Annotated in this window: 21 protein-coding genes and 1 pseudogene; 4 read left to right on the top strand and 18 right to left on the bottom strand. The window is 69.4% G+C overall.

What is annotated here, in order from left to right; translation table 11 throughout:
• The 5 genes from NUV94_06840 to NUV94_06820 form a co-directional block, all read right to left on the bottom strand.
• Positions 1 to 969: a polyprenyl synthetase family protein gene (locus NUV94_06840; protein ID MCR4392464.1), complete on the bottom strand. Its 969-nt coding sequence runs from the start codon at positions 967 to 969 to the stop codon at positions 1 to 3.
• Positions 956 to 1,579, bottom strand: a complete 624-nt coding sequence (locus NUV94_06835; GenBank protein MCR4392463.1) for a response regulator transcription factor — start codon at positions 1,577 to 1,579, stop codon at positions 956 to 958. Before NUV94_06835 ends, NUV94_06840 begins: the two co-directional genes overlap by 14 nt.
• Positions 1,580 to 1,628: 49 nt before the next feature.
• The gene (locus NUV94_06830) at positions 1,629 to 2,195 is read right to left on the bottom strand and encodes a response regulator transcription factor (GenBank protein ID MCR4392462.1); all 567 of its coding nucleotides are present in this window, start codon (positions 2,193 to 2,195) and stop codon (positions 1,629 to 1,631) included.
• Positions 2,192 to 3,391, bottom strand: coding sequence for a sensor histidine kinase (locus NUV94_06825; protein MCR4392461.1), 1,200 nt, complete (start codon positions 3,389 to 3,391; stop codon positions 2,192 to 2,194). Before NUV94_06825 ends, NUV94_06830 begins: the two co-directional genes overlap by 4 nt.
• A gap of 130 nt (positions 3,392 to 3,521) precedes the next feature.
• Complete coding sequence (locus NUV94_06820) at positions 3,522 to 3,713, bottom strand: hypothetical protein (GenBank protein MCR4392460.1); 192 nt, start codon at positions 3,711 to 3,713, stop codon at positions 3,522 to 3,524.
• 127 nt (positions 3,714 to 3,840) lie between these two features.
• Between NUV94_06820 and NUV94_06815 the strand changes: the two are divergent.
• Positions 3,841 to 4,179 (top strand): annotated as a pseudogene (locus tag NUV94_06815) (DNA polymerase III subunit delta').
• A 521-nt stretch (positions 4,180 to 4,700) separates the two neighbouring features.
• Entirely contained in the window at positions 4,701 to 5,561 is an 861-nt protein-coding gene (locus NUV94_06810; protein MCR4392459.1) for a hypothetical protein, read from the top strand.
• A gap of 18 nt (positions 5,562 to 5,579) precedes the next feature.
• Here the strand turns inward: NUV94_06810 and NUV94_06805 are convergent, their stop codons facing one another.
• The 7 genes from NUV94_06805 to NUV94_06775 all read right to left on the bottom strand — a co-directional run bounded on the left by NUV94_06805 (position 5,580) and on the right by NUV94_06775 (position 14,055).
• A complete protein-coding gene (locus NUV94_06805) occupies positions 5,580 to 7,145 on the bottom strand; it encodes a phosphoglycerate mutase (2,3-diphosphoglycerate-independent) (protein ID MCR4392458.1) in 1,566 nt (521 codons plus the stop codon).
• The gene (locus NUV94_06800) at positions 7,138 to 8,502 is read right to left on the bottom strand and encodes a 2,3-diphosphoglycerate synthetase (protein MCR4392457.1); all 1,365 of its coding nucleotides are present in this window, start codon (positions 8,500 to 8,502) and stop codon (positions 7,138 to 7,140) included. Before NUV94_06800 ends, NUV94_06805 begins: the two co-directional genes overlap by 8 nt.
• Entirely contained in the window at positions 8,480 to 9,583 is a 1,104-nt protein-coding gene (locus NUV94_06795; protein MCR4392456.1) for an ABC transporter ATP-binding protein, read from the bottom strand. Before NUV94_06795 ends, NUV94_06800 begins: the two co-directional genes overlap by 23 nt.
• A 10-nt stretch (positions 9,584 to 9,593) precedes the next feature.
• Complete coding sequence (locus NUV94_06790; GenBank protein MCR4392455.1) at positions 9,594 to 11,267, bottom strand: iron ABC transporter permease; 1,674 nt, start codon at positions 11,265 to 11,267, stop codon at positions 9,594 to 9,596.
• A gap of 45 nt (positions 11,268 to 11,312) precedes the next feature.
• The gene (locus tag NUV94_06785) at positions 11,313 to 12,302 is read right to left on the bottom strand and encodes an ABC transporter substrate-binding protein (GenBank protein ID MCR4392454.1); all 990 of its coding nucleotides are present in this window, start codon (positions 12,300 to 12,302) and stop codon (positions 11,313 to 11,315) included.
• A gap of 207 nt (positions 12,303 to 12,509) precedes the next feature.
• The gene (locus NUV94_06780) at positions 12,510 to 13,223 is read right to left on the bottom strand and encodes a FadR family transcriptional regulator (protein ID MCR4392453.1); all 714 of its coding nucleotides are present in this window, start codon (positions 13,221 to 13,223) and stop codon (positions 12,510 to 12,512) included.
• A 79-nt stretch (positions 13,224 to 13,302) separates the two neighbouring features.
• Positions 13,303 to 14,055: a hypothetical protein gene (locus NUV94_06775; protein ID MCR4392452.1), complete on the bottom strand. Its 753-nt coding sequence runs from the start codon at positions 14,053 to 14,055 to the stop codon at positions 13,303 to 13,305.
• Between the two features lie 141 nt (positions 14,056 to 14,196).
• On the opposite strand from NUV94_06775, the gene NUV94_06770 reads away from it, so the two are divergent.
• Together NUV94_06770 and NUV94_06765 are read left to right on the top strand one after the other, a co-directional pair.
• Positions 14,197 to 15,510 (top strand): nicotinate phosphoribosyltransferase, encoded by a 1,314-nt coding sequence (locus NUV94_06770; GenBank protein MCR4392451.1) that lies wholly within the window; start codon positions 14,197 to 14,199, stop codon positions 15,508 to 15,510.
• Positions 15,511 to 15,532: 22 nt separating this feature from the next.
• Positions 15,533 to 16,123: a cysteine hydrolase gene (locus NUV94_06765; protein ID MCR4392450.1), complete on the top strand. Its 591-nt coding sequence runs from the start codon at positions 15,533 to 15,535 to the stop codon at positions 16,121 to 16,123.
• Positions 16,124 to 16,150: 27 nt separating this feature from the next.
• Here NUV94_06765 and fusA read toward each other — a convergent pair whose 3' ends face one another.
• The 6 genes from fusA to NUV94_06735 all read right to left on the bottom strand — a co-directional run.
• Positions 16,151 to 18,232, bottom strand: coding sequence for an elongation factor G (fusA, locus tag NUV94_06760; GenBank protein MCR4392449.1), 2,082 nt, complete (start codon positions 18,230 to 18,232; stop codon positions 16,151 to 16,153).
• A 181-nt stretch (positions 18,233 to 18,413) separates the two neighbouring features.
• The gene (locus NUV94_06755; GenBank protein ID MCR4392448.1) at positions 18,414 to 19,238 is read right to left on the bottom strand and encodes a carbon-nitrogen hydrolase family protein; all 825 of its coding nucleotides are present in this window, start codon (positions 19,236 to 19,238) and stop codon (positions 18,414 to 18,416) included.
• 1 nt (position 19,239) lies between these two features.
• A complete protein-coding gene (locus tag NUV94_06750) occupies positions 19,240 to 21,702 on the bottom strand; it encodes an ATP-binding cassette domain-containing protein (GenBank protein ID MCR4392447.1) in 2,463 nt (820 codons plus the stop codon).
• Positions 21,703 to 21,756: 54 nt separating this feature from the next.
• The gene (locus NUV94_06745; protein MCR4392446.1) at positions 21,757 to 22,803 is read right to left on the bottom strand and encodes a substrate-binding domain-containing protein; all 1,047 of its coding nucleotides are present in this window, start codon (positions 22,801 to 22,803) and stop codon (positions 21,757 to 21,759) included.
• A gap of 94 nt (positions 22,804 to 22,897) precedes the next feature.
• Complete coding sequence (locus NUV94_06740) at positions 22,898 to 23,932, bottom strand: ABC transporter permease (GenBank protein ID MCR4392445.1); 1,035 nt, start codon at positions 23,930 to 23,932, stop codon at positions 22,898 to 22,900.
• On the bottom strand, positions 23,929 to 24,594 hold a 666-nt coding region (locus tag NUV94_06735; protein ID MCR4392444.1), incomplete at its 5' end, for a cysteine hydrolase. The genes NUV94_06735 and NUV94_06740, both read right to left, overlap by 4 nt.

Here is a 24,594-nt window from a genome sequence, read left to right as displayed (position 1 = left end):
TCATGCCTCCCGCGCCGCGAGCGCCGCGGCCAACGCTGCGAACGCCTGCTGCGCCCAGTCGGGCCAGGGCAGGTCCTGCACCGCCGCGCGAGCCTCGGCCAGGAACCCTGCGGCCGCGGCCCGGGTCGCCTCCTCCGCCCCCAAGGCGGTGAGGCGCCGGTGGGCCTCCCGGATCGCCCCCTTGGCCAGGAACGTCCCCAGCGAGGGGTCGCGCGCGAGCGCCCAGGCGATGGGGTAGGACCGTTTTCCCCGGGCGAGGTCACCGCCCACCGGCTTGCCCGCCCGTTCCGGCGTCCCCCACAGGCCGAGCCAATCGTCCTGCACCTGGAACGCCAGGCCCAACGCCTCCCCTAACCGGCGGTGCCCCTCCCGCAGGTCGGGACGGCCGGCGGCGATCGCCCCCAACTCCAGGGCGCAGCCGAACAACGCCCCGGTCTTGCGCCGAGCCATGTCCAGGTACGCCTCCACCCCGAGCGGCCGGCCCTCGAACCCCACGTCCAGCGCCTGGCCCTCGATCATGGCGAACGTGGCCGCGAGGATCGCGTCCACCGCGGCCAGCACGTCCTCCGCCGGCAGGGCGGCCCGACCGGCCATCCTGACGGCGAGGACGAGGAGGGCATCCCCGGCGTTGATCGCCTGGGGCAGGCCGAACGCCTTCCAGGCCGCGGGCCGGCCGCGGCGAAGCTCGTCACCATCCTGGATGTCGTCGTGGACGAGGGAGAAGTTGTGCACCAGCTCCACCGCTGCCGCCAGGGGGAGCGCCCGGGTTGCCTCTCCGCCCAGCGCCTCGCAGGCGAAGCAGGTCAGGGACGGACGGAGGAGCTTGCCCCCGACACCTGGTCCGGGGCGCCCGTCGGGGTCGGCCAACCCCACCGGGTACCGGACCAGGACCCCAAGCGACCCCTCGACGGCGAGGGCCTCGTCCAGGGCGCGCACGATCGCCTCCCGATATCGACTAACGATCTCCACCGCTCATCACCTCTGGGGCGTGGGGCACGCGCACGATCCCGAGGGCCAGCGCGGCCTGGACGAGCTCGGCGGTGGAGTGGACGCCGAGCTTGCGCATCACGGAGGCCTTGTGGGCCCGCACCGTGGGCACGGACCTCGAGAGCGTCCGGGCGATCCCGGAGAGCTTGTGGCCTTCGGCGATCAACTGGACGACCTCGCGCTCGCGGGCGGTGAGGGGAAGCCCCCCGCCCTGAAGGGGGGGCAGGAGCATCTCGCCCTGGGCCGCCCGCTCGACCGCGTCGAGGAGGGACGCCGGGGTCTCGCCCTTCAGCACGTACGCCGCCGCCCCGGCCCGGGCGGCCTCGGCCCGCCACGCCGGGTCATCGAACATGGACACCAACACCACCGCCACCCCGTGGAGCCGCCTCCGCGCCCGCCGGCACACCTCCAGCCCAGAGAGAGCGGGCAACGCCACGTCCAGCAGGGCCACGTCCGGCCGCAGCCGCCGGAGGAGAGACCATGCCTCCTGGCCGGTGGCCGCCTGGCCGACGATGTCGTGCCCCGCCCCAGCGAGGAGGTTGGCCATGCCCTCGCGGACCAGCGCATGGTCATCGGCGATCACGACGCGCATGGCATTCATGGTAGCCCAAGGAGGAGGGATCGGGGATGGGGGAACCGCACTAGGCCCGATGGCGCAGGGCCAGAGCCCGGAGCTCGGTGGCACTTGCGCAGCCGAGCTTCTCCTTCAGGCGCTCGAGGTGGGATTCCACCGTCTTCGGGGAGATGCCCAAGCGAGCGGCGATGTCCCGGTTGGCGAGGCCCTGGCCGAGGAGGGCAAACACCTCTTCCTCCCGGGGCGAGAGCTCGGGGACGGAGGGGAACGCGGGCCGTCCCTCGGCACAGGCGCGGATCGCGGCGATGAACTCCTCCGGCGACGCGGTCTTGGCCAGGAACCCGTCCGCCCCGGCCCGGGCGGCCTCGGCCGCGAGCCAGGGATCGTCCAGGGCGGTGACCACCAACACCCGGCACCCCGGGGCAGTCCGCTTCAGGTGGCTCAATCCGGTCACCCCCCCAGCCGGCATCGCCAGGTCCCACACCACCACATCCGGGGCCAACCCGGCCGCGAGCCGTGTGCCCTCTTCTCCATCCGCGGCCTGGCCGACCACGTCCAGGCCCCGGCGCGCCAGCAGCCGGGAAAGCCCCTCCCGGACGATGGGATGATCATCGACGATCAGCACCCGGATCATGAGAGCGGCACCCGAAACCAGACCCGGGTCCCCCGGCCGGGCGCGGAGCGCACGGCGAGCTCCCCGCCCAGCAACCCCACCCACTCCCGCATGCCGGATAGCCCCAGCCCCTCCGCGGTGCCGTCTGGGTCGAACCCCTGGCCGTCGTCCTCCACCTCCCCGATCACCTCCCCCTTCCCCACCTCCACCTGGACGCGCACCTGGTGGGCCCGAGCATGACGACGCACGTTCTCCAGTGCCTCCTGCACCACCCGGAACACGGCGATCTCCACCGCCTCCGGCAGGCGCTGCCCCGGCAGGTCCACTTCCACCTCGACCCCGGCGGACGCGGAGAACCGCTCCGCAAGATGGCGCAGGGCCGGCTCCAGGCCGAGCTCGTCGAGGAGGGGCGGGCGGAGGTCGCGGGCCAAGGACCGCGTCCCCTCCACCCCCAGGGCCAGGAGGCGCTCCGCCTCTCGGGGATCTCCCCCGGCCAGTGCCCACCGCGCAGCGGCCAAGGTCTGCCCGAGCTCGTCGTGGAGGCGGCGGGCAATGCGCCGCCGCTCCTCCTCCTGAGCGGACAGGAGCCGCGCCGAGAGCCGAGCCAACGCCCGCTCCCGCCGGACCAGCTCCCGCCGCTTCTGCTCATAGACGTCGGCGAACGCGCGCACGGTGAAGGCAAGGACGGCGTACAGGCCGATCCCACCGGCCAGCACCGTGGTCAGGACATAGGCCAGGTCGCGGTGCGGCGGCCGGACGAGCGGAAACAACGACACATGAGGGATCAACCCGAAATACTCCAGGAACGCCACCAGGGCATAGCCCCCCACCGCGAGAGCGGTCACCACGTACCCGGCGACCTTGGGGAGGAAGAAGTTCGCGTACATCACGGTGTACAGGTAGAACACGACCCCCACCCACTCCACGCCGCCCAAGCGGTGGACGAGGTACGTCACAAGCACGATCTCCACCGAGAAGAACGCGGCATGGACATTGTTCAGGGCGCGGAGGGTGCGCTGCCGATGGAGGAGCCGCTGGAAGGGCACGGTGAGGAGGAGCCACGCGAACGGAACGGCGAACAGGGGGTTCCATGGAAAGCCCGGGAACCCCACCACCGCCAGGGCGACCCCACAAAAGGCGCCCAACGTGATGCGCCGGATGAGGAACGTCCGGTCGATGATCGCCCGCGTCTCCACCAGCCGCGCTTGATCCCCCATCGCACCCTCCCAAACCTCCGCATCGAGGCTTCGGGGAACCTTAACCGCTACAAGCGTGGAACGGCAAAACACGGGGAAAACGAAATCCTACTGAGAATCCGCACGGACTTCACCGGGTCTCCTCGTCGGCCTAGGCCTTCTGCTCCATCTGCTTCAGATAAGCGAGGATTGCGCCCACCACCAGGTAGTTGACCGACCGACCCTTGTCCCGCGCCAACCGACGCAGGCGCGCCAGCACCTCGGTCCCCCCTTTCTCCGTGGGGATGTACAAGGAGAGCTTGGCCGCCACGGGGTCGGACTTCGCCGATTTCTTTCTCGGCACGGCAACCTCCCAAGGCAATAAGTTGACAGATTCTACTTGATAGAGTCCAACGCCACCCCGCGAGGCCGATCCGCCCGGCTTGTGCCCCCATCTGTCGCCCGTTACCCTACCCGTCGTGGCCGGAATGATGCCCGAGCTGTTTTGGGGCCCGGGTGGGCAGGCAGCGGCCCGCGCCCGCGCCGCCCTCCTCCTTGGGGGGCCACCCGAAGGACACCCGGATGTCCAGTTGGTGGTCTCCGAGCGCGGCGCCCTCATCGGGATCGACCGGGTGCGGGCAGTGCTCCTGTGGGCACGCTACGGCCCGAGCCGGGCCCTCCACAAGGTGGCGATCATCGGGCCGGCGGAACGGCTCACCCAAGAGGCGTCGAGCGCCCTCCTCAAGATCCTCGAGGAGGCCCCGCCCTACCTCGCCCTGCTCCTGTTCGCCGAGGCCCCGGATCGGGTCCTCCCCACAGTGCGCTCCCGTTGCGCGGTGGTGTGGGCACCGACCCTGCGGGAGGTGCACGCCGCGCGGCTGCGGGCCGCCGGATATGACGAGGAAGAAACGGCGTTCCTCCTCTGGCTCGCGCACGACCGGGAGGAGGAGCTCGCCCCGTTTCTGACCGAACGCCGCCGTCCGCTTGAGGAGTGGGCCCAGGCCGAGGACGAGGCCCAGGGCCTGCCGTTGGAGGAACTGGCGGCCCGGTTCTCCGCGTACGTGGGCGATCCGGTGCGGCGGCGGGCGGTGGGCCGGGCGCTTATCCGGGCGCTCTCCGCCGTGGCGGCGGACCAAGTGCTGGCGGTGGCCGAGCGCCTGGCCCAGGGCGGCGCCGCGACCGTGACGGCCTTCCTGTGGGAGCTCCTCCGGTTCCTCATGGAGGAAGCGGACAAGGCGTGGCCCGGACTCTCCCCGGCCACCCGGGTCTCTTGGGCCCGGAAGGCGTCCCTGGCCCGGGGCGAGGTGGAGGACAACGCCAACGCGCGGCTCCTTGCGGAGGTGGTGGCCCTGTGGCCGCGGAGAAGCTGAAGGCCTTGGTGCGCAAGTTCAGCCCGATGCTGGAGGTGCACCCGGCGGCGTGGGAGACGACGGTGGGGTGCACCGGCCACGTCTGGGTAGAGGACGACGGCCGTGGCCTGTGGCTGGTGCGGGTCCTGAAGTCCCCAGCCCAAGAGACAGCGGAGCCCCAGGGCACCCTGATCCGACCAGCGACTGCGGACGACCTCGCCGCCCATGAGGCGCGGGCGGAGGAGGCGCAGGGGCTGCTCGGGCGGGCCCAGGGCAAGGTGGACGAGCTGGACCTTCCGATGCGGTTCACCGGGGCGGAGCTGGACCTCACCCGCCGTCTGCTGCGCCTGTTCTTCTCCGCCCCGGGCCGGGTGGACTTCCGCGACCTCCTGCGGGACCTGGGGGCCGAGTTCAAGGTGCGCATCGAGTTCCGCCAGATCGGCCCCCGCGACGAGGCGCGGCTCCTGGGCACGATCGGGCCATGTGGCCGTCCCCTGTGTTGCCGGACGTTCCTGCGCAAGCTGCGCCCGATCCCGCTGGAGATCGCGTTCGAACAGCAACTGTTCCTGAGCCCGGACCGGATCACCGGCGTCTGCGGGCGGCTCATGTGCTGTTTGGCGTACGAGCACGAGCAGTACCTGGAGGCCCTCCAGGGGCTACCCAAGCCGGGGGACCAGGTGGTGGTGGACGGGCGGACCGGAGAGATCGTTGGGTTCAACGTGTTCCGCAGCACCGTCACCGTGCAGTGGGGCGACGGAACGAAGGGCGAGGTCCACTGGGAAAAGCTCCGGCACAAGCCGCCGCGGAAGGGTGAAGGAAAGAACGAACGTCCGGCTCTGGATGGGACGCCGGACGCCGCGTAACATGGCCGCTTTCGTGCCTCAGCTGAGTGGAACCGCCGTCCCCTCGCCTAGCACCAGCGCCCGGAAGGCACGCCGCGTTTTGCCCGTGTAGTCGCCCCCTCGGTCCAGGGCCAGTCCGCGCCCGACCAAGGTCGCCACGGTGCCCACCCCGATCCCGGCCATTGCCCTCCCAACCTTGCGCAGCATTTCCGGGGCACTGCCCGGGGGGGTGCTCCGGCCATCGGTGATGAGGTGGACGTAAACCCGGTCCAGCCGCTCTCGGCGAGCCAGGTTGAGGAGCTCAAGCACGTAATCCACCGACCCGTGGGAGCTCTGCTCGGAGAGGAGCCCCAGAAGGTGCAGCGCCCCCCCGCGGGCGCGGGCGTCGCCAATGGCCTCGCGGAACACCGGGTTCTCGGCGAACGTCCCGGCCTCGATCGCCCGCTGGATGCGGACCTCGTCCTGAGGGACGATGCGCCCCGCCCCCAGGTTGAGGTGCCCAGCCTCGGAGTTGCCCTTCCGACCGGGGAGGAGGCCCACCGCCTCCCCGGAGGCGGTCAGGCGGGCCAGCGGCCCGTGGGATAGCTCGTCCCAGCACGGGGTCCGGGCAAGGGCGATCGGGTTCACCCTGCCCTCGCCGCCAAGGCCCCATCCGTCGAGGACCACGAGCATGGCCTTCTCCGCCCGTGGCGCCTTCCCTTCGACGAGCGGCCGGCCGGTCATCGCTGCCGGCCGGGGTAACCCAAGCGAGGCAAGGAGGGTGGGCGCCACATCAGCCAGGATCCCGTCCCGGGCCAGGTTGGGACGCTCTCCGTGTGGGCCCACCAGGAGGAACGGGACGGGATGGGTGGTGTGGCCGGTGTTCGCCGGGCCCTCAGGCGGGCCGTGGTCCTCGAGCAGGCCATGGTCGGCGGTGATGGCGACCCAGTACCCATGGACCCGCCCGAGCTCGAGGATCTCCGAGAGCGCCCGGTCCACCGCCTCGGCGCAGGCCACTTTCGGGGCGAGCTCAGCCGCGTGGCCCATGATGTCCCCGGTGGCCAAGTTGAGGGCCACCAGCGGGAAATCGGCCGCGCCCAGTTCCTCCCGCACGGTTCCCACCAGTCCCGGCAATGCCCGGGGGGGATCGGCGAGGAACGAAGGAACCCGCCGGTCCACCTCCCCTGGGAAGGCCGTCCCCCGCCCGCCGCTCAGGAAGTACGTGATGTGGGCGTACTTTTCCTCCTCGGCCACCCGGAGCTGGGCGAGGCCCTGGCGGGCGACCACCTCCCCCAGGGTGTCGGGGACGTCCTGGGGGGTGAACGCCGCTCGCAGATACCGCAGATCAGGGTGGTACAAGGTCAGGGGGACGAACGTGAGGGGCGCGAGGCGGGGCCGTGGGAACTCGCAGAACGTCGGGTCAGCGAACGCCCGGGTGAGCTGGACCTCCCGTTCCCCCCGGCGACAGCAGAAGACAACGGCGTCGCCGGCGCTGATCCGTCCCACCGGCCGGCCGCGGCCCACCAGCACCAGGGGGGACAACCAATAGTCGGTCTCCCCTTCCCGGTAGCGGGCCTCGACCGCCTCAGCCATCCGCCGCGCGCTCGGCTCAATCGGCTCAGGCATGGAAAGCCGCCCCCCGCTTGGCCTGAACGGCCTCCACCGCCAAGCGCCCAAGGCACTGGTCGAGTTCGCTCATGTTCGGGGCCACAGGTTCGTTGTCCACGAATACCACGTCCTTGCCGCGAGCAAGCGCGGTGCGAGCCCCCACGTCGACCCCGGCCGCCTTCAGCTCCACCAACAGCACGTCGAAATCCCCTGCCGCCGCCAAGTCTTGGCGCAACTTGGGCCGGTTGGAGAGGTGGGGTGAGGCCCCCACCACTCGGCACCGGTAGCGCTCCTCGAGGTGCTCGACCAGGCGGGGCAACACCGCGGCCGGGGCGGTGGCTGCCAGGAACACCCGGGCCCCATCCACCTCCCGCACCGGCCGCGGCCGGAACACGGTGCGGAACACGGGGATCCCTGGGCTGACCTCGCGCACCGCTGCTTCCATGGCATCCACCTTGGCCTCGTCGGCGAGGGGCGGCTCACACCCGGTGATCACCACCGCGTGGCTACGAAGGATCCGATACGGTCCGAAGTAGCCGCGCACGTAATCCACCGGCTGGTGGGCGCCGACGATCAGCACCTGCCGATCGACCTCGATCGGCGGCGCAGTGGCCCCGCTCCCATCGAAGATGACGATGTCTAGGTCGAATTCTTCCGCGAGCTTGGCTCCCTCCACCACGTTGCTCACGAACGGTTCCCCTCCGCTCATCCCCCCGCCGCAGCGGCGGCAACCGATGACCAATACCCGGGTCATATAGGCATGCCCGAAGCACCCCGAGGCGGCGTGGAATCCTTGATCGGCGTAGCGGATGAGCTCCTCCACGCCGAGGTCAAGCTCTTCCCCGTGGAGGACCTCCGGCTCCGCGGGCCCTCCCCGGCCCATGGTCACGATCCCCACCCGCCATTTCTCTTTGAACACACGGGCGGCGTGCCCGGCGATCGCCGTCTTCCCGGTGCGCTTGCCGGTCCCGACCACGCTGATCGCGGGGAGCGAGGTCTTGACGAGCTTGGGTGGGGTGAACGCGAAGTCCTTGCCCACGTAGCGCACGCCCATGTACAGGAGCAGGCTGGCCATCTCGAACCGTTCCCGGTACCCGACCACCGGCTCATCGGATAGATCCAGCGCGACCTCGGGCGCGAACCGGGCCACGGCTTCCCGCACCGACGCGGCAATGGTTTTCCCGTGCACCACCGGCACTCCGAGGTTCACGAGGTCTTCCTCGGAACCGACCTTCTCCGTCCCGCCGAGGAACACCGCCCCGACCACCGCGTAGTCCTTTTCCAGAGAAACGAGGGCCCATTTCACCACCGGGAGGTAGTGCTCGCCGTCCACCAGCGCGATGGCCCGAGGTTTATGCGCTTGGTTCGGTTTCATCGATCGCTCCTTTCGCGTCAAAGAAGATGGCGCGTTGGGCCACCAGGCCAACCCGATCGCCCTCCCGCACCCGCGCCCCGGCCGGGGCCTCGACCCGCCACTCGGCCCCATCGGCCTCGACCCGCACGTCGAGCCGCGCTCCGAGGAACGTGACCCGGGTCACCGTCCCTGTCACCTCTGCCTCCCCAGCGGGGAGAAGCTCCACTTCCTCCGGGCGCACGAACAGGATGCCGTTCGCCGGAAGCGCGCGCCCCGGCCGCGACGGGACAAGGCACCGGAACCGGGGCCGGCGTGGGGTATCGGCCTCCGCCACCCCTTCCCCGCCAGCCTCCTCTACGAGCACCGCCGGGACGAAGTTGGCCAGCCCGATGAAGTCGGCCACGAACGGGTCGGCCGGCTCGCGGTAGATCTCCCACGGGGACCCCACCTGGACCACCCTCCCCTGGTTCATGATCACCACCCGATCCGATAGCACCATCGCCTCGGCCTGGTCGTGGGTCACGTAGACGAGGGTCACCCGAAGGCGCCGGTGGAGGTCCATGATCTCAAACCGCATCTTCTCCCGGAGCTTGGCGTCGAGGTTGGACAGGGGCTCATCCAGGAGCAGCGCGTCCGGCTCCACCACCAGGGCTCGGGCCAACGCCACCCGCTGCTGCTGCCCGCCGGAAAGCTGTTCCGGGTAGCGTTTCTCGAGCCCGCCAAGGCCGACCATGGCGATCGTGTCCATGACCTTCCTGCGCATCTCGGCCTTGGGGACCTTGCGCAACTTCAGCGGATAGGCCACGTTGTCGAACACGGTCATGTGCGGCCACACCGCGTAGTTCTGAAACACCATCCCCAGGTTGCGACGCTCGGGGGGCACGAGCTCCTTGGCCGAGGAGGCCCGGCGCTCGCCGATGTACACCTCCCCGGCGGTGGGGCGCTCGAACCCGGCGATCAGGCGCAGGGTCGTGGTCTTGCCACACCCGGAAGGACCTAGGAAACAGACGATCTCCCCATCGGCGATGTCCAAGGACACATCGTCCACCGCCTTGACGTCGCCGAACTGCTTGGTCACCCGGCGCAGCGTGATGCCCGCCATCCTCCCCTCCTCAGGCGCGCCGACGGCCGCCGACGATCCTCCGCACGACGAGGTTGGTCACGAAGATCACGACCACCACCAACGCGGCCAGCGCGGCGGCGATGTGGTAGTACCCGGCGTCCTGGAGCTCGAACACGGCCACGCCGATGGTCGGCGTGCGCGGCCCATAAAGCAGAATCGACATGTTCAGTTCCCGCAACGTGGGCATGAACACGAGGAGCCACCCCGCGACGAGCCCCGGACGAATCAGCGGCACCACCACGTCGCGGAAGTTCTGCAGCCACCCGGCTCCGGCGATCCGCGCCGCCTCCTCGAGCGAGGGGTGGATCTGCACGAGGGACGCGGAGATGTTGCGGAACGCGTAAAACGTGTAGTGGGCCACATAGGCCACGATCAGCATCGCGAATGTGTTGTACAGGTTGATCCTGAACTGCCCGGACCAGGCCAGGATCATCGCCAGCGCCACCACCGTGCCGGGGATAGCGTTCGGCAACGTGCACAGCGTGTCCACAACCCTCCGTCCTCGGAGCTGGGTCTTCGTAGAGATGTAGGCGAGGATCGCCCCCAGGGCTGTCGCCGCCGAGGCGGCGATGAGGGCGAGCGAGAGGCTATTGACGATCGCCTTCTTGGTCAGACTGTACTCGAACAGGACATACTGGTAGTTCCGAATTGTGAAGCTTGACCACGCGAGCGGCAGCCCCCATGCCCGGAGGAATGAGGTGAGGAACAAAGCCACGAGCGGGGCGATGATGGCGAGAGTGAGGAACAGGTAGACCACCCCGGCCAATGGGTACCTCCATCGACCGAGCTCGACCACGGTCGGGCGAACGCTCTTCCCGGAGATGATCGCCGCCCCGTGCTGTCGCCGTAGGATCCACTGGTTGAGCACAAGCAGCGCCACGGCCAGCACCATCAGCAACACCGACAACGCCGCGGCCAGCTGGATCCCGGCGAAGTCACCGCGGTACACGTAGCTATAGATGCGCGTGGTGAGGACGAAGATCCGGGCCCGCATCCCGATCAAAGCCGGGATCCCGAAGTTGGCCACCGTGTACAGGAACGCGAGCATCATCCCGGACATCACGCTGGGAAGGACGAGGGGGATCGTGATGTCCCGCACCACCCGGAACCGCCCTGCCCCGGAGATCCGGGCTGCTTCTTCCAGCGACGGGTTCATCCGCTCCAGCGCCCCCAGCACGGCGATGAACACGAATGGGAAGGAATAGAGTCCCATCACCCACACCATTCCCCCGAACGAGTAGATGTTGAACGGAGAGGTCGTGGTGCCGACAAGGGACATCCACAACCTGTTCGCGTAGCCCACCCGGGGGGCGAGGAGCTGGACCCAGGCGATGGCCCCGATGAACGGAGGGATCATGTACGGGAGCAAGCACAGGTTCTCGAGAAGCCACCGCCCCGGGAGATCGGTGCGGGCGACCACCCATGCCAGCGGGACGCCGATCGCCGCGGCCAGGAGCACTGTCCAGAACCCGAGCTTGACCGTGTTCCAGAACGGCAGGTAGTTACGTCCGTCGGAGAACACCTCGGTGTAGTTCCCCAGCGAAGGTTCTCCCGCGCGCACAAAGCTCTTGTAGAACAAGATCCCCAGCGGAAACGCCACCAGCGCCATCAGCAAAGCGAAGGCTACACCGAACGCGAGCGTCCGCGTCAGTTTCGGCCCCATGGTCAGGATGAAGGGGCGGGACCGGTCGGCCCCGCCCCGGTTCGGCTACTGGCCAAGCAGGATCTTGACGAACTGCTGGGTGTAGAAGTTGATGTTGGCGACGATGGCCTCTATCTCCGCCGGCATCGCCTTCGCCACGAGCTCATCGAGGGTCGGCGCCCCGGCCGGCCCGGCGACGTCGGTCCTGGCCGGGATGTAGGCTCCGATCTCAACGAGCGCCCGCTGTCCCTCTGCCGACAGCACGTAATCCACGAACTTCTTCGCCGCCTCAAGATGCTGGCTCGTGGCGAAGATCCCGATCGGGCTCGGGAGGAAGATCGGGCCGTCGTCGGGGTACACGAGGTCGATCGGGCTTCCCTGGGCCTTGAGACCGCGGACCATGTTGTCCAAGGTCAACCCGACCAGGTACGCGCCGGCAGCGACCTCGGTCACGGATTGGCTGTTGCCCTGGACGACGGTGGTGTTGTTCGCGGCCAGGCCGCGGAAGTAGTCGAGCCCGTACTTCATGCCGAGGACGGCGGCGGCGATCGCATTGGACCCGGAGTAGCTAGGGTTGGCGGTTACGATCTGCCCCTTCCACTTCGGATCAAGGAGATCGGTCCACGTCCGGGGCGGGTCCTTGACGTAGTTCGTGTTGTACGCAATGACCAACGCGAAGATGCGGGCCCCGTAGTAGTAGCCATCCTTATCCACAAGGAGTGCAGGGATGTTCTTCGCCTCTGGCGATTCGTACTTGTAGAGGAGGTTCTGGGCTTTGAGCTCTTCGAGGTACGTGTACTCAGCAACCCAGATCAGGTCGGCCTGGATCTTCCCCGCCTCCCGTTCTGCAGCGAGCTTGGCAGCGATGTTGCCGGTTCCGGAGCGGAACACCTGGAGGTCGATGTCCGGGTAGGTCGCCTCGAACATCTGTTCGAGCTTGGTCATGATCTCCACCGGGGTAGACGTGTAGATCAGGAGGGTTTCCTTCGCTGCCACGCCGAACCCCACCAGGATCGCCAACAACCCCACGCTCAGCACTACACATGCCTTCCGCATCGTCCCTCCTTGCGTTAGAAATCAGCATCTCCCGTCAATTCGCCCAAGCTCAGGCCGGCTCCCACCTCCCCTCTGCCGTACCCCGACCGCTCCCCGGACCCGGTCTGCCTGCCCCGAAGGTCCCGGCGCGGCGGTTGCCGTTTGGTCTGACCAATGAACCGGCACCACCCAGTCCAGAGGGATGCCCCGTGCGTCGTCACGTTGCCGTCAGGCATCGCCGAAGATCTCCCCCCGGATGCGTTCGAAGTGCTCTTCCATGACCCTGCGGGCGAGGGCGGTGTCCCGAAGCCGGAACGCCGACAAGAGCCGGCGGTGGGCGGCCAGTGACCGGTTGAGGTACTCGGCCTGATGCCGGATGAAATAGCCCTTGACGGTGCGCCACAGCGGACGGTCCATCTGAGCGATCAGGGAGCGGAGCTGGCGCTCGAGCAGGGCATTGCCGGTGGCGGCGGCGACCGTGAGGTGGAACCGGCGGTCGGCGGCAAAATAGGCCTCCACGTCGCCGCGGGCGGCGGCTTTTTCCATCTCTCCGACCGCTACTTGGATCTCGGCGAGGTGATCGGCAGACATGATGCGGGCGGCGAGCTCGGCCACGCCGACCTCGAGGATCCGTTGCAGTTCAAACGTGTCCCGCAGGTCCGCCTCGCCCCGGGCCAGCTCCAGGGTCAGGGACAGGACCCGGTCGTCGCAGCAGCGCACGTAGGTGCCGTCCCCGACGCGCCGGTCCACGATATCGAGGGCGCTCAGAATGCTGAGGGCTTCCCGGACCGAGGAACGGCTGACGCCGCACAGATCGGCGAGCTCCCGTTCGGTGGGCAAACGGGCCCCTTCCTGGTACTCACCGGACCGGATGGCCTGCACGATGCGGTCCAGGACCAGGAAGGACCGTCTCCCTTCAGGCAAGCCCGAGGTCGGGTCCATTGGTCAGACCAATACATTGTAGAGAGAATGCCCCGGGGGCGTCAAGTGGGGCCCGGCAACCCGCGACGAGGGGGAAGCCCTAGGGCGAGGGGACGGGCTCGACGACGATCAGCCCATCCGGCAGGACCTCTTCCAGGTAGGCCAGCGCCAGCTGGGTCGGGAACACCGCCCCGAGGAGGAGCTCCCCCTGCCCATACAGCCACACCTCCTGGTCCGCGAGTTGCACCCGGTAGCGCTCGGCAGGGAGCGTCCGCTCACCCACCTTGAGCCCCACCGGCTCCGGCGGCTGAGCCCGGAACGGAAGGGCGGCGAACGCCTGAGGGATGAGGGCGGTGCCCTGCATCTCCCCCGTCCGCCCCGCGGCCCGCAGGAACCGGTACAGCGCGTGCCAGTGGCCGATCACGTTGTTGTCGAGCACCGCGAACGGCGGCGTTTCCGTAAGCTCCCGGTCCTGCCGGACGAGGCCGACCACCGCTTCGAACGTCACCTCCTCGCCAGCGATGCGCGCGGCTAAGTGCTGTTTCCCATGGGGCGTCTGGACCACCAGCGTGTAGGAGAGGGGGGTCCAATCGGGGGAGAGCAGGAGCTCGGCGGCCAGTTCCACCCCGGTCAGCCGGACCTCCGAGTCCACGCGGAACCCCGCCTCCACCAGCCACACCGTGAACGCCTCCTCCCCGACCCGCTGGCCGGCCTGCTCGATCGCGAACGTGCCCTGTTCGACGAGGCTCCCCGGTAGGGGCTCGGGCACCGCCACGGGCCTGGATCCCATCTGAAACAGCAAGATCAGGCCCACCACCACCGCGCCCAACAGCAGGATCTTCCACAAGTCCATGCTTTTCCCTCCTGACGCCATGTTACCGGGTACAAAGCCCGTGGGTGGAGAGCGCGGGCAGCATGGCGTTGACCCCCCGGGCGCGGCAAACTTGTCCCGTCGGCCTACCGGCTGCGTTGGCTCTCGAGCAAGGAGGGGGAGATGGAGGAGGCACTGCTTGTGGACCTGTACGAGCTGACCATGGCCTACTCGTACTTCCGGCGGGGCATGGACGATCCGGCCACGTTCGCGTACTTCGTGCGGGCTCCGGTCCCGAACCGCCGGTTCCTCCTGTTCGCCGGCCTGGACCCCCTCCTCGACCACCTGGAGGCCCTCCGGTTTACGGAGGACGACCGCGCCTACCTCGATTCCCTGGATCTCTTCGATTCCGCGTTCCTCGATTACCTGGGGGCGCTCCGGTTCACCGGGGAGGTGTGGGCCGTCCCGGAAGGGGAAATGGTGTTCCCCGGGGAGCCCTTGGTCCAAGTGACCGCTCCCCGCATCCAGGCCCAGGTCGTGGAGACCTACCTTCTCAACGTCCTCAACTACCAGACCCTGGTGGCGTCCAAGGCGGCGCGGATCCTCCTCGCCGTGGGAGAGGAGGCGACGGTGGTGGACTTCAGCCCCCGTCGGGACCACGGGGCCGACGCCGCCGTCCATGCCGCCCGGGCGAGTTTCCTCGCCGGGTTCCACGGCACCTCGAACGTCCTTGCCGGAAAGCGCTATGGGATCCCGGTGGTGGGCACGATGGCCCACTCGTACGTCCTGAGCTTCCCCGACGAGCTCTCCGCGTTCCGGGCGTTCGCCGAGGACCACCCGCGACCGGTGCTCCTCATCGACACCTACGACGTGATGGAGGGGGCCCGGAACGCGGCGGCGGCGGCCCGGGAGCTCCGGGCCGTGGGGCGGGACCTTTCCGGGGTGCGCCTCGATTCCGGGGACCTGGTAGGCTACTGCCGGGCGGTGCGGGAGCTTCTCGATCGGGCCGGGTTCCCCGAGGTCCAGATCTTCGTGTCCGGAGACCTCGACGAGCACCGGATCCGGGAGTTCCGGGCCCGGGGCGGGGCCGCGTGGGGGTACGGGGTGGGGACCCGGCTCGGGGTGTCGTGGGACCTCCCAGCGCTCCCCGGCATGTACAAGCTGGTCGAGGATGCCCACGGGCCGCGCATGAAGCGGAGCCCGGGCAAGGTCACCCTGCCCGGCCGGACCCAGGTGTGGCGGCAAGAAGAAGGGGGGCGAATCCAGGACACCATTGCCCTGGCCGAGGAGGTCCTCCCCGGCCGGCCGCTCCTCGTCAAGGCCATGGAAGGCGGGCGACGGGTGCTGCCCCCGGTGGACCTCCATCGCCGACGGGAGGAAATCCGCGAGCGCCTGTTCTCCCTGCCCCCCCACCTCGCCGACCTCGACCCCGTGGACGAACCCGGTTACCCGGTGTGCCTCTCGTGCAAGCTCGCGGCGTTGGTGGAGACCCTGTAACCGGGGCCCTACAATCAAAGCGATGGTGGACGTTCCTGAGATCCCCCGGGCGCGCGAAGTGGTCCTCCCGGCGCGGGAGGCGGCGCTCCTCGTGGTGCACATGCAGAACGACTTCGCCCATCCGGACGGCGCTCTGTTCGTCCCGGAGGCACCGAGCACGATCCCCGCCATCGCCCGCCTCCTCGAGAGGGCGCGGGCGGCCGAAGTCCGCGTCGTGTTCACCCAAGACTGGCACAGCCCGGACGACCCGGAGTTCGCGATCTGGCCGCCCCATGCCGTGGCCGGGTCGTGGGGGGCGGAGATCGTGGCCGAGCTTGGGCCTCGCCCGGGGGAACCGGTCATCAAGACCCCGACGTACGATTCCTTCTACGCCACCCCGCTCGACCTCGTCCTCCGCCGGTGGGGGGTGCGGCACGTGGTGGTGGCCGGAACGGTGGCCAACATCTGCGTGCTCCACGCCGCCGGGTCGGCGGCGCTCCGCGGGTACCGGGTGGTGCTCCCCGAGGACGCGGTGAGCGCCCTGACCCCGTTCGACCTCGCATGCGCCCTCCGGCAGGTGACGTTCCTGTACCAGGGCGTGGTCACGACCGTGGACGGGGTGCGCTTCGCCTGACCGCGCACGCCCCCGCCCGCAGGGCGATCAGCCCACGGCGGCGCAGTGGCCGGCCACGACCTCCTCGGCTACCGCCTGCGGCACCGCCTCATACCGGTCAAACCGCATCGTGAACTCCCCCCGGCCGCTCGTGAGGTTCCGGAGCTCGCTTGCGTACCCGAACATCTCGGAAAGCGGGACTTCGGCGTGCACGACCTGGGCCTTGCCCTTGGCCGCGAGACCCAAGATCCGGCCGCGGCGGGCGGCGAGGTTCCCCATTACCGCCCCGAGGTCGGCCTCGGGCACGGTCACCTCCACGTCCATCACCGGCTCCAAGAGCCGGAGGCCCGCCCGTCGGCAGGCCTCGCGGAACGCGGCCACGGCGCAGGCACGGAACGCCTGCTCGGAGGAGTCCACCTCGTGGGCCGAGCCATCTACCAAGGTGACCCGGACGTCCACCACCGGGAACCCGGCGTAGGGGCCCTCGGCCATCGCCTCGACGATCCCCCGCTCCACCGCCGGGACGTACTCCCGGGGAACCCGCCCGCCCACGACCCGGCTCGCGAACTCGAACCCGGTGCCGGGGGCGCCGGGCTCCACCCGCAGGACGACGTGCGCGTACTGGCCGTGCCCGCCGGTCTGCTTCACCAGCTTGTGCTCGTGCTCGATCGACCCGACGAGCGTCTCCCGGTACGCGACCTGGGGCTGCCCGGTGACCACCTCGACCCCGAACTCGCGGCGCAGCCGGTCGACCACGATCTCCAGGTGCAGTTCCCCCATCCCGCACACCACCATCTCCCCGGTCTCCGGGTTCGGCCGCACGAGGAACGTCGGGTCCTCGGCGGAGAGATCGGCGAGGGCCCGGGCGAGGCGGTCGGCATCGGTGCGCCGGAGCGGGGACATGGCGAGGTCGATCACCGGGGCCGGGAACTCGATCGGCGCGAGCACGATCGGGGCATCCTTGCTCGCCAGCGTGTCCCCGGTGTAGGTCTCCCCTAGCCCCACCGCCGCGCCGACGTCGCCGGCGCGCAGCTCAAGGACGGGCTCGCGGCGGTCGGCGTGCATCTGGAACAGGCGCCCGATGCGCTGCCGCACGCCCCGGCTCGCGTTCTCCACGAACCCGCCGGTGCGCAGGACCCCGGAGTACACCCGCACGTAGGTGAGCTTCCCCACGTGCCGGTCGGCCTGGACCTTGAACGCCAGCGCCGAAAGCGGCGCATCGTCGCGAGCGTGCCGGACCATCTCCTCGCCCTGCCAAGCACCGATCGCCGGCGGCAGGTCGGCCGGGGACGGGAGGAAGTCCACCACCGCGTCGAGAAGCCGACGGATCCCCTTGTTGCGGTACGCGGCCCCGCACAGGACCGGGACCAGGCGGCCGGCCACGGTGGCCCGGCGCAGCGCCTGGACGAGCTCGGCCGCGGTGGGCTCCTCCCCGGCGAGGAACCTCGCGAGGAGCAGGTCGTCCTCCTCGCTCACCCGCTCCACGAGGGCCTCCCGCGCCCGCTCCACCTCCGCCATCATCGCGTCCGGGATCGGTCCGGGCTGGATGTCCTCGCCGCTCGGACCGTCGCCGTAGTAGACGGCCTCCATCCGCACGAGGTCGACGAGGCCCGTGAACTCCTCCTCGGCCCCGATCGGCAACACCACCGGCAAGGCAGCCGCCCCGAGTCCAGCCCGCAGCTCGCGCACCACGCCCGAGAAGTCGGCCCCGATGCGGTCCATCTTGTTGACGAACGCGATCCGCGGCACCCGGTAGCGGTCGGCCTGCCGCCACACCGCCTCGGATTGGGGCTGCACGCCGCCCACGGCGCAGAACAGGGCGATCATCCCGTCCACCACCCGCAGGCTCTGCTCGACCTCGGCGGTGAAGTCCACGTGCCCCGGCGTGTCGATGAGGTTGATGCGGTGCCCCCGCCACTGGATGGTGGTGGCGGCCGCGGTGATGGTGATCCCCCGCTCCCGCTCCTGGGGCATCCAGTCCATCGTCGCTTGGCCGTCGTCCACCTCGCCGATGCGGTGGACCTTGCCGGTGAAGTAGAGCATGCGCTCGGTAACCGTGGTCTTGCCGGCGTCGATGTGCGCGGCGAGCCCGATGTTGCGGACCTTCGCTATATCAAACCTGCACTCCATCTCATCCTCCGCGTCCGGATCAAGGCGATACCAAACCCACAAGGCCCAAACGTCGACCGGGCCTTGAGTTCCTTTGAAGCTTCGGAAAGGGAGACCCTTCTTTAGGCAACAAAGGGACCTACGAGGGCGTCAGCATAACCCGTCCCGGGGAAAAGTCAATCGACAGCCGATCCGGGGGTGGCTAGAGGTCGAGGAGCTTTCGGTACAGGGCGAGGTGGTCCGCCCGGTCCGCGAGGTACGTCGCGATCCTGCGCCACTCCTCGACGCCGTCGAGCGAGAGCTCGTGCACGGCCACGCCTTCGCCCTCCTCGACCCCGGCCAGGATGCGTCCCGAGGGGCTCACGATGCAGGAGTGCCCGAACTTGACGTACTCCCCCTCTTGCCCCCACTGGCAGGCCATGGCCAGCCCCACCGTGTTCTCCAGGGCCCGGACCACGGCCAGCGCCCGCGGCTGGGCGTGGCACCATCCCCAGCGATCGATCGGGCCCCAGCGCAGCCAATCGGTGGTGTTCAGGATGTACTCGGCCCCGGCCAGCACCAGCCCTCGGATGTACTCCGGGAACAGGAGGTCCATGCAGATCGTCAGGCCGAGCGTCCCCAGTTCCGTGTCCACCACCGCCGGGCGGTCGCCGGGGGTGAACATCCGCTTCTCGGCGGCGAACAAGTGGACCTTGCGGTAGGCGGCGAGGATCTCGCCCTTGGGGTCCACGAGCACGGCGGTGTTGTGATAGCGCCTCCCGTCCTTCTCGATGAAGCTCCCGTAGAAGTACACCCCGTGCTCCCGGGCCAGGCGGCCGACGGCGTCGGTGGTCCTGCCGGGGATCGTGTCCGCCACCTGGGGCAGGCGATCACCGACGTCGTAGCCGGTGGTGAACGTCTCCGGGACGAGGACGAGCTTTGCCCCCATCGCCGCCGCGCTCCGCACGAGGATGGCGACCTTGGCCAGGTTGGCGTCGACCTCACAAAGGACGCTGTTCATCTGGACTACTGCCGCTCGAAATCCCATGTCAGTCCTCCTTCTTGAATACGGCCAGCGCCGCCAGGAGCACCAGGGCCCGGGCGATCTGGTGGTACCAACTGCTCAGGTTCCACACCGTCAGCAGGTTCCCGAGGACCGTCAGCAGCATGACGCCGGCCATCACCCCGAGCACGTTCCCCCGCCCGCCGCCGAACGGGATGCCGCCGGTGAGCACGGCGATGATCGAGTCGAGCTCCAGGCCCGGCCCCACCGACGGATCACCGGCTCCCATCCGGCTCGTCAGGTACAACCCGGCGATCACCGCGCACACGCCGCTTACCAGGTACGACGAGAGCTCGACCCACCGGGTGCGGATCCCGGCCAGGCGCGCCACCTCGCGGTTCCCACCAAGGGCGAACAGGTGGCGCCCGTACCGGGTGCGGTTCATGACCAGCGCGGCGAGGGCAAACACGACCCCCAGGATCACCAACGCCGCCGGGATCGGACCGAAGGCGCCGCGGGAGAACGCCCGGAACCCGCGGCCGATCGCTCCCACCGGGCCCCGGGCCAGCACGAGCACGATCCCGCGGCCGATCGACATCATCCCCAGGGTGGCGATGAACGGGGGGATCTTGAGTTGGGTCACGGCGAGACCGTTGGCCACGCCCATCCCCAAGCCGACTCCCAACGTGGCCACCGCCGCCGGGAGGATGCGCGCGTCGCTCCCGCCGATCAGGGTGGCGCCGATGATCGTGGTCAGGGTGATCGTGGCGCTGACCGAGAGGTCGACGCCGCCGGAGATCATGACCATCGCCTGTCCCATCGCCACCAGGGCCAGCGGCACGGCGCTGCGAAGGATGCTGATCAGGTTGTACATCCCAAGGAAGCGCGGCGAGGAAAGCGCTCCCGCGAGGAACAGGGCGAGCAGGGTAGCCAGCACGACCGAGGTCGCGTCCGGTCGCCACCGCCCCAGGCGGGCGAGCCCCCGGGGCCGGCCCGAGGAGGCCGAGGCAGGTCGGTCCGCGTGGGCCTTGTCGGCGAGCGCGGCGGCCATCACCCGCTCCTCGGTCGCCTCGCCGTCGGAGAACTCGGCGACCATCCGCCCCCCGGCCATGACCAGCACCCGGTCGCTCATCCCGAGCACCTCGGGGAGCTCCGAGGACACCATCAGGATCGCCATCCCCTGTTCAGCCAGGCGTCGCAGGTGGGCGTAGATCTCGACTTTTGCCCCAACGTCGACTCCGCGGGTCGGCTCGTCGCAGATCAGCACCTTGGGCTTGGTCAGGAGCCACTTGCCGATGACCACCTTCTGCTGGTTGCCGCCGCTCAACTGAACGGTCAGGGTCTCCAGGTCTGGGGGGCGGACCTCGAGCTTCTCCACCATCGCCTGGAGGGCCTGGGTCTCCTGGGCGCGTCGGATCACGCCCAGCCGTTGCCTCTGGCCGAGGTTCGGTAGGGCCAGGTTGTGGCGGACGGAGAGGCCCATCACCAGCCCCTCGTTCTTGCGGTCCTCGGTGACGACGGCCATGCCCTGCGCCACGGCGGCGTGCGGATGGCGCGCGGCCACCTTGCGGCCGTCCACCGTGATCTGCCCGGAGTGGGGTCGGGCCCCGAACAGGGCCTTGCACAGCTCCGTACGTCCGGCGCCGACCAGGCCGTACACCCCGAGGATCTCGCCCTTGTGCAGGGTGAACGACACGTCCCGCACCTCACGGCCCGAGGACAGACCCTCCACGGTGAGCACCGGTCCCCCGACCTTGGACGCCTTGGCGGGGAACACCTGGGCCAGCTTCCGGCCGACCATCATCGTGATCAGGCCGTCCCGGTCCGTCTCCCGGACGTGGAGCGTGCGCACGACGCGCCCGTCCTTGAGGACGGTCACCCGGTCGGCGAGGCGGAACACCTCCTCGAGGTGATGGGTCACGTAGAGGATGGTGATCCCCCGGTCGCGGAGCCGGCCGATCAGGGCGAACAGGTGCTCCCGCTCGGTGAGCGACAACGCCGACGCTGGCTCGTCCATGATCAGGATGCTCGCGTCGACGGCGAGGGCCTTGGCGATCTCCACAAGCTGCTGCTGGGCCACGCTGAGGCGGCACACCGGGACCCGAAGCGGCACCTCGGCCCCGATCTCGGCGAGGAGCGACTTGGCTTCTTCCAGCTCTCGCGCCCGCTGGATCCAGCCCCACCGGCCCGGCTCGCGGCCCAGGGCGATGTTCTGGGCCGCGGTGAGGAAGGGGACGAGGTTGAACTCCTGGAAGATGATGGCGATCCCGTGCGCGCGGGCGGCCTCGGGGCTGTAGGTCTGGACCTCCTGGCCGTGGACCACTATCTGGCCCGCGTCCGGAGCCAGGGCCCCGGCGAGGATCTTCATCAGGGTGGACTTGCCGGCCCCGTTCTCGCCGACGATGGCATGAACCTCGCCTCGTTGGACGTCAAGGTAGACGCAGTCCAGGGCCTGGACGCCGGGGAAGGCCTTGGAGACCCCGCGGATCTCAAGCGAGTTCGGCGTCATCTCCATGTCTTCGGGGTGGGCGGCCGGGCCGGACGGCCCGGCCGCCCTCGCGCGCTACTTCCCGTAGTACTTGACCACCCAGGATTCGGGCAGTTCGTGGATCGCGAAGTACTGGTCGTTGAGGTCGGGGCGGTAGTACTTGTCGAGCTGGCCCTTCTCGAACGTGACGATCGGGTACTCGACGACCTTCGGAACCGGCTTGCCCTGCAGGATCTGGACCGCGAGGTCCACGCAGGTTAGGGCCAACGGGTTCCCGCCGGAGACGGCCAGGAAGTCGATGTCGTGCTCCTTGGCCATGCGGAGCCAGCCGTTCCAGTCATCGGCGGTGATCGGCGGGATCGGGCGACCCGCATCGAGCAGGGCCTCGGCGGCCCCGAGGGCCATCTGGCCACCGTCGGCGATGACCCCGTCGATCTTGGGGTTGGCCTGGATGAACGCCTCCATCGCCTGCTTGGCCTTGACCGGGGACCAGTCACAGTAAGCCAGACCGACGATCTCAATGCTGGGGTACGCGGCCAGGCCCTGCCGCACGCCTCGGAGCACGTCTTCGGCGTAGCTGCTGCCGGCGGTTCCCATCAGCACCACGACCTTGCCGCCGTTGGGGAGCTTCTTCCCCATCCAGTCAGCGTAGAGGTACCCGGCCTTGATGTTGTCCCGGGACACCCAGGTCACGAACTTGTCGGTGTTCACCCGGGTCGAGGCGAGCACCACCGGGATGCCCGCGTCCATCGCCTCTTCGACCGCACCCACCAGGGCCGCTTCGCTCGCCGGGTCGATGAACAGGATGTCCACGCCCTGGGCGACGAGGCTTTCGATGTCGGCGATCTGCTGGACCGGATTCCAGAAGCACGACGTGACCCGATACCCCTTGAAGAAGTCGGCGTACTTCTCCTCGATCCCATACCGGAAGTGGAGGCCGAACATGGTCATCCACGCGTTCGTGTCGCCCAGGCCGGCCCGGCCGGCGAGCCACGGCGCCGGTTTCGCGTACTTCGAGGTGTCCACCATGCCGGGCAGAAGCTGCTCAGCGCCCACGGCGGCGGTCACCCCGAGGGCCATCATCACCATGGACAGCACCAACATCGCTCTCACTGTACGCATCGTTCCCCTCCTAAGTTCGTTCGCACCTCACCGCTTGACCTACCGCGCCCTCGCTCCGCTGGGGAGCGCGAGGGCCACAACATTGGGCCCGTTCTCACCTCCCGTGACCTCCTCGAGGCTGATCGGGGGGAAGGCACACCGGGGCGGGTTTCCCCCGCCCCCGGATCGCCCTCCACAGCCTCGGCCAATCCGTTGAGTACAACGCCACGCCGGCCAGGATCACGGCACCACGCACGACGAGCTGGTACTGCACGTTGAGGTTGAGCAAGAGCACGATGTTGAGGAGAGCGGTCATCAACAGCACCCCAGCCACGGTCCCGGACACCTTGCCCCTGCCGCCGCCGAGGGACGCGCCGCCGACCACCACCGCGGCGATCGAGTCGAGGTCGTAGCCGACCCCGATCTCCTGATCCGCGTAGCCGAGGTAGCCGACCAGGACCAGGCCGGCCACCGCGGCGAGAAGCCCGCACAGGACGTAGGTGCCGATCGTGACCCGGTCCACGCGCACGCCGCTCAGCTCGGCGGCGTTGGGGTTCCCGCCCACAGCGTAGATCCGCCGCCCAAGCGTGGTCCGCCCGAGGACGAAGCTCACCGCTACGGCCACGCAGGCAAACAGGACCACCGCGTTCGGGATCGGCCCGATCGAGCCGCGGCCGAAGGTGCGGATTGCTGCCGGGAGGATCCCCGACGGCGTGGCCCGCGTGACGAGAAGGCGCAACCCGGTGACCAGGATCCCCACGAACAGGGTGGCGATGAACGGCTGCACCCGGCGTTTGGCAACCAAGAGCCCGTTTCCGAACCCGATCGCCATCCCCATCGCCAAACACAGCGGGATCGCCAGCGGCACCAAGGTGTTCTCCCCTTTGGTGATCTCGGCCAGGGTGACCCCGGCGAGCTGCATCACCGCGGCCACCGACATGTCGATCCCCCCGGCCACGACGACGATCGTCTGCCCGATCGCCAGGACGCCAATGGCGGAGGCCTGCCGAAGCACGTTGAACACGTTGGCCGGCCGGAAGAACTGCGGCGACACCCCAGCCGCGGCCACCAGAACCAGGGCTAGGAACACGTACACCATCTGGCCCTTGATCAGGCGCGGCACCGACCGCAAGGCGTGGCGGCGGTTCATCGAGACGGCTCCTGCCATAGGCGGGCCAGGGCATCCGCGGTCGTGACGAGGCCGTAGTGGTTCTCGATCGTGTAGAGGGCAGCCCGCTTCAGGTCCTGGTTCATCGCGCGCCCGGCCCGGGAGAAGCTCGCCAGACAGTCAGCGACCGCGACCACGTGGTAGCCGAAGGCGAATGCCTGGCGCAGGGTGTCCCCAGCGCAGATCTCGGGGCCGGTACCGGCCACGATCACCGTCTGAACGCCGGCCCGGCGCAGGATCGTGTCGAGGTTCGTGCCGAGGAACGCCCCGTAGCCGTACTTGGCGACGACCGGCTCCCCCCAGAACGCGTACCAGGAGGGGCTGTTCTGGGCGCGGTCGTTGAGCATCCGAGTGTGGACGACGAGCAGTCCCGCGTCCCGCGCCGCGGCGAGGAGCCGCCCGAGGGGGGCGACGATGGTGGCGACGTCCGCGAGGGCGAAGCCGAGCGCGGCCATCTTGCCCTCTGGGGAAACGAAGTCGTTCTGCATGTCCACGATGACCAGCGCCGCCGCGCCGGGCCGCAGCCGTGTCGGCCAGGGCTCCGGGATCGTCGCCTCGTTCGGATGCAGGGCCATCTTCCCTCCCTCAACGCAGCCACTCGCCGAGGTGCTCGGCCACGAACGCGTCGTCCCGCAGGTGGGGAT

Source organism: Candidatus Acetothermia bacterium (genome assembly GCA_024653305.1).
Classification (GTDB): Bacteria; Bipolaricaulota; Bipolaricaulia; order Bipolaricaulales; family Bipolaricaulaceae; genus JACIWI01.
The sequence above is the reverse complement of the archived record's forward strand: the minus strand, read 5'-3'. Positions and strand labels throughout refer to the sequence as shown.

Coding starts and splice junctions, on each gene's coding strand:
- NUV94_06795 (MCR4392456.1), bottom strand. CDS start 9,583: ATGGCGGGCATCACGCTGCGCCGGGTGACCAAGCAGTTCGGCGACGTC.
- NUV94_06765 (MCR4392450.1), top strand. CDS start 15,533: ATGGTGGACGTTCCTGAGATCCCCCGGGCGCGCGAAGTGGTCCTCCCG.
- NUV94_06780 (MCR4392453.1), bottom strand. CDS start 13,223: ATGGACCCGACCTCGGGCTTGCCTGAAGGGAGACGGTCCTTCCTGGTC.
- NUV94_06740 (MCR4392445.1), bottom strand. CDS start 23,932: ATGAACCGCCGCCACGCCTTGCGGTCGGTGCCGCGCCTGATCAAGGGC.
- NUV94_06775 (MCR4392452.1), bottom strand. CDS start 14,055: ATGGACTTGTGGAAGATCCTGCTGTTGGGCGCGGTGGTGGTGGGCCTG.
- NUV94_06770 (MCR4392451.1), top strand. CDS start 14,197: ATGGAGGAGGCACTGCTTGTGGACCTGTACGAGCTGACCATGGCCTAC.
- fusA (MCR4392449.1), bottom strand. CDS start 18,232: ATGGAGTGCAGGTTTGATATAGCGAAGGTCCGCAACATCGGGCTCGCC.
- NUV94_06785 (MCR4392454.1), bottom strand. CDS start 12,302: ATGCGGAAGGCATGTGTAGTGCTGAGCGTGGGGTTGTTGGCGATCCTG.
- NUV94_06830 (MCR4392462.1), bottom strand. CDS start 2,195: ATGATCCGGGTGCTGATCGTCGATGATCATCCCATCGTCCGGGAGGGG.
- NUV94_06745 (MCR4392446.1), bottom strand. CDS start 22,803: ATGCGTACAGTGAGAGCGATGTTGGTGCTGTCCATGGTGATGATGGCC.
- NUV94_06835 (MCR4392463.1), bottom strand. CDS start 1,579: ATGCGCGTCGTGATCGCCGATGACCATGCGCTGGTCCGCGAGGGCATG.
- NUV94_06790 (MCR4392455.1), bottom strand. CDS start 11,267: ATGGGGCCGAAACTGACGCGGACGCTCGCGTTCGGTGTAGCCTTCGCT.
- NUV94_06800 (MCR4392457.1), bottom strand. CDS start 8,502: ATGAAACCGAACCAAGCGCATAAACCTCGGGCCATCGCGCTGGTGGAC.
- NUV94_06825 (MCR4392461.1), bottom strand. CDS start 3,391: ATGGGGGATCAAGCGCGGCTGGTGGAGACGCGGGCGATCATCGACCGG.
- NUV94_06750 (MCR4392447.1), bottom strand. CDS start 21,702: ATGACGCCGAACTCGCTTGAGATCCGCGGGGTCTCCAAGGCCTTCCCC.
- NUV94_06805 (MCR4392458.1), bottom strand. CDS start 7,145: ATGCCTGAGCCGATTGAGCCGAGCGCGCGGCGGATGGCTGAGGCGGTC.
- NUV94_06755 (MCR4392448.1), bottom strand. CDS start 19,238: ATGGGATTTCGAGCGGCAGTAGTCCAGATGAACAGCGTCCTTTGTGAG.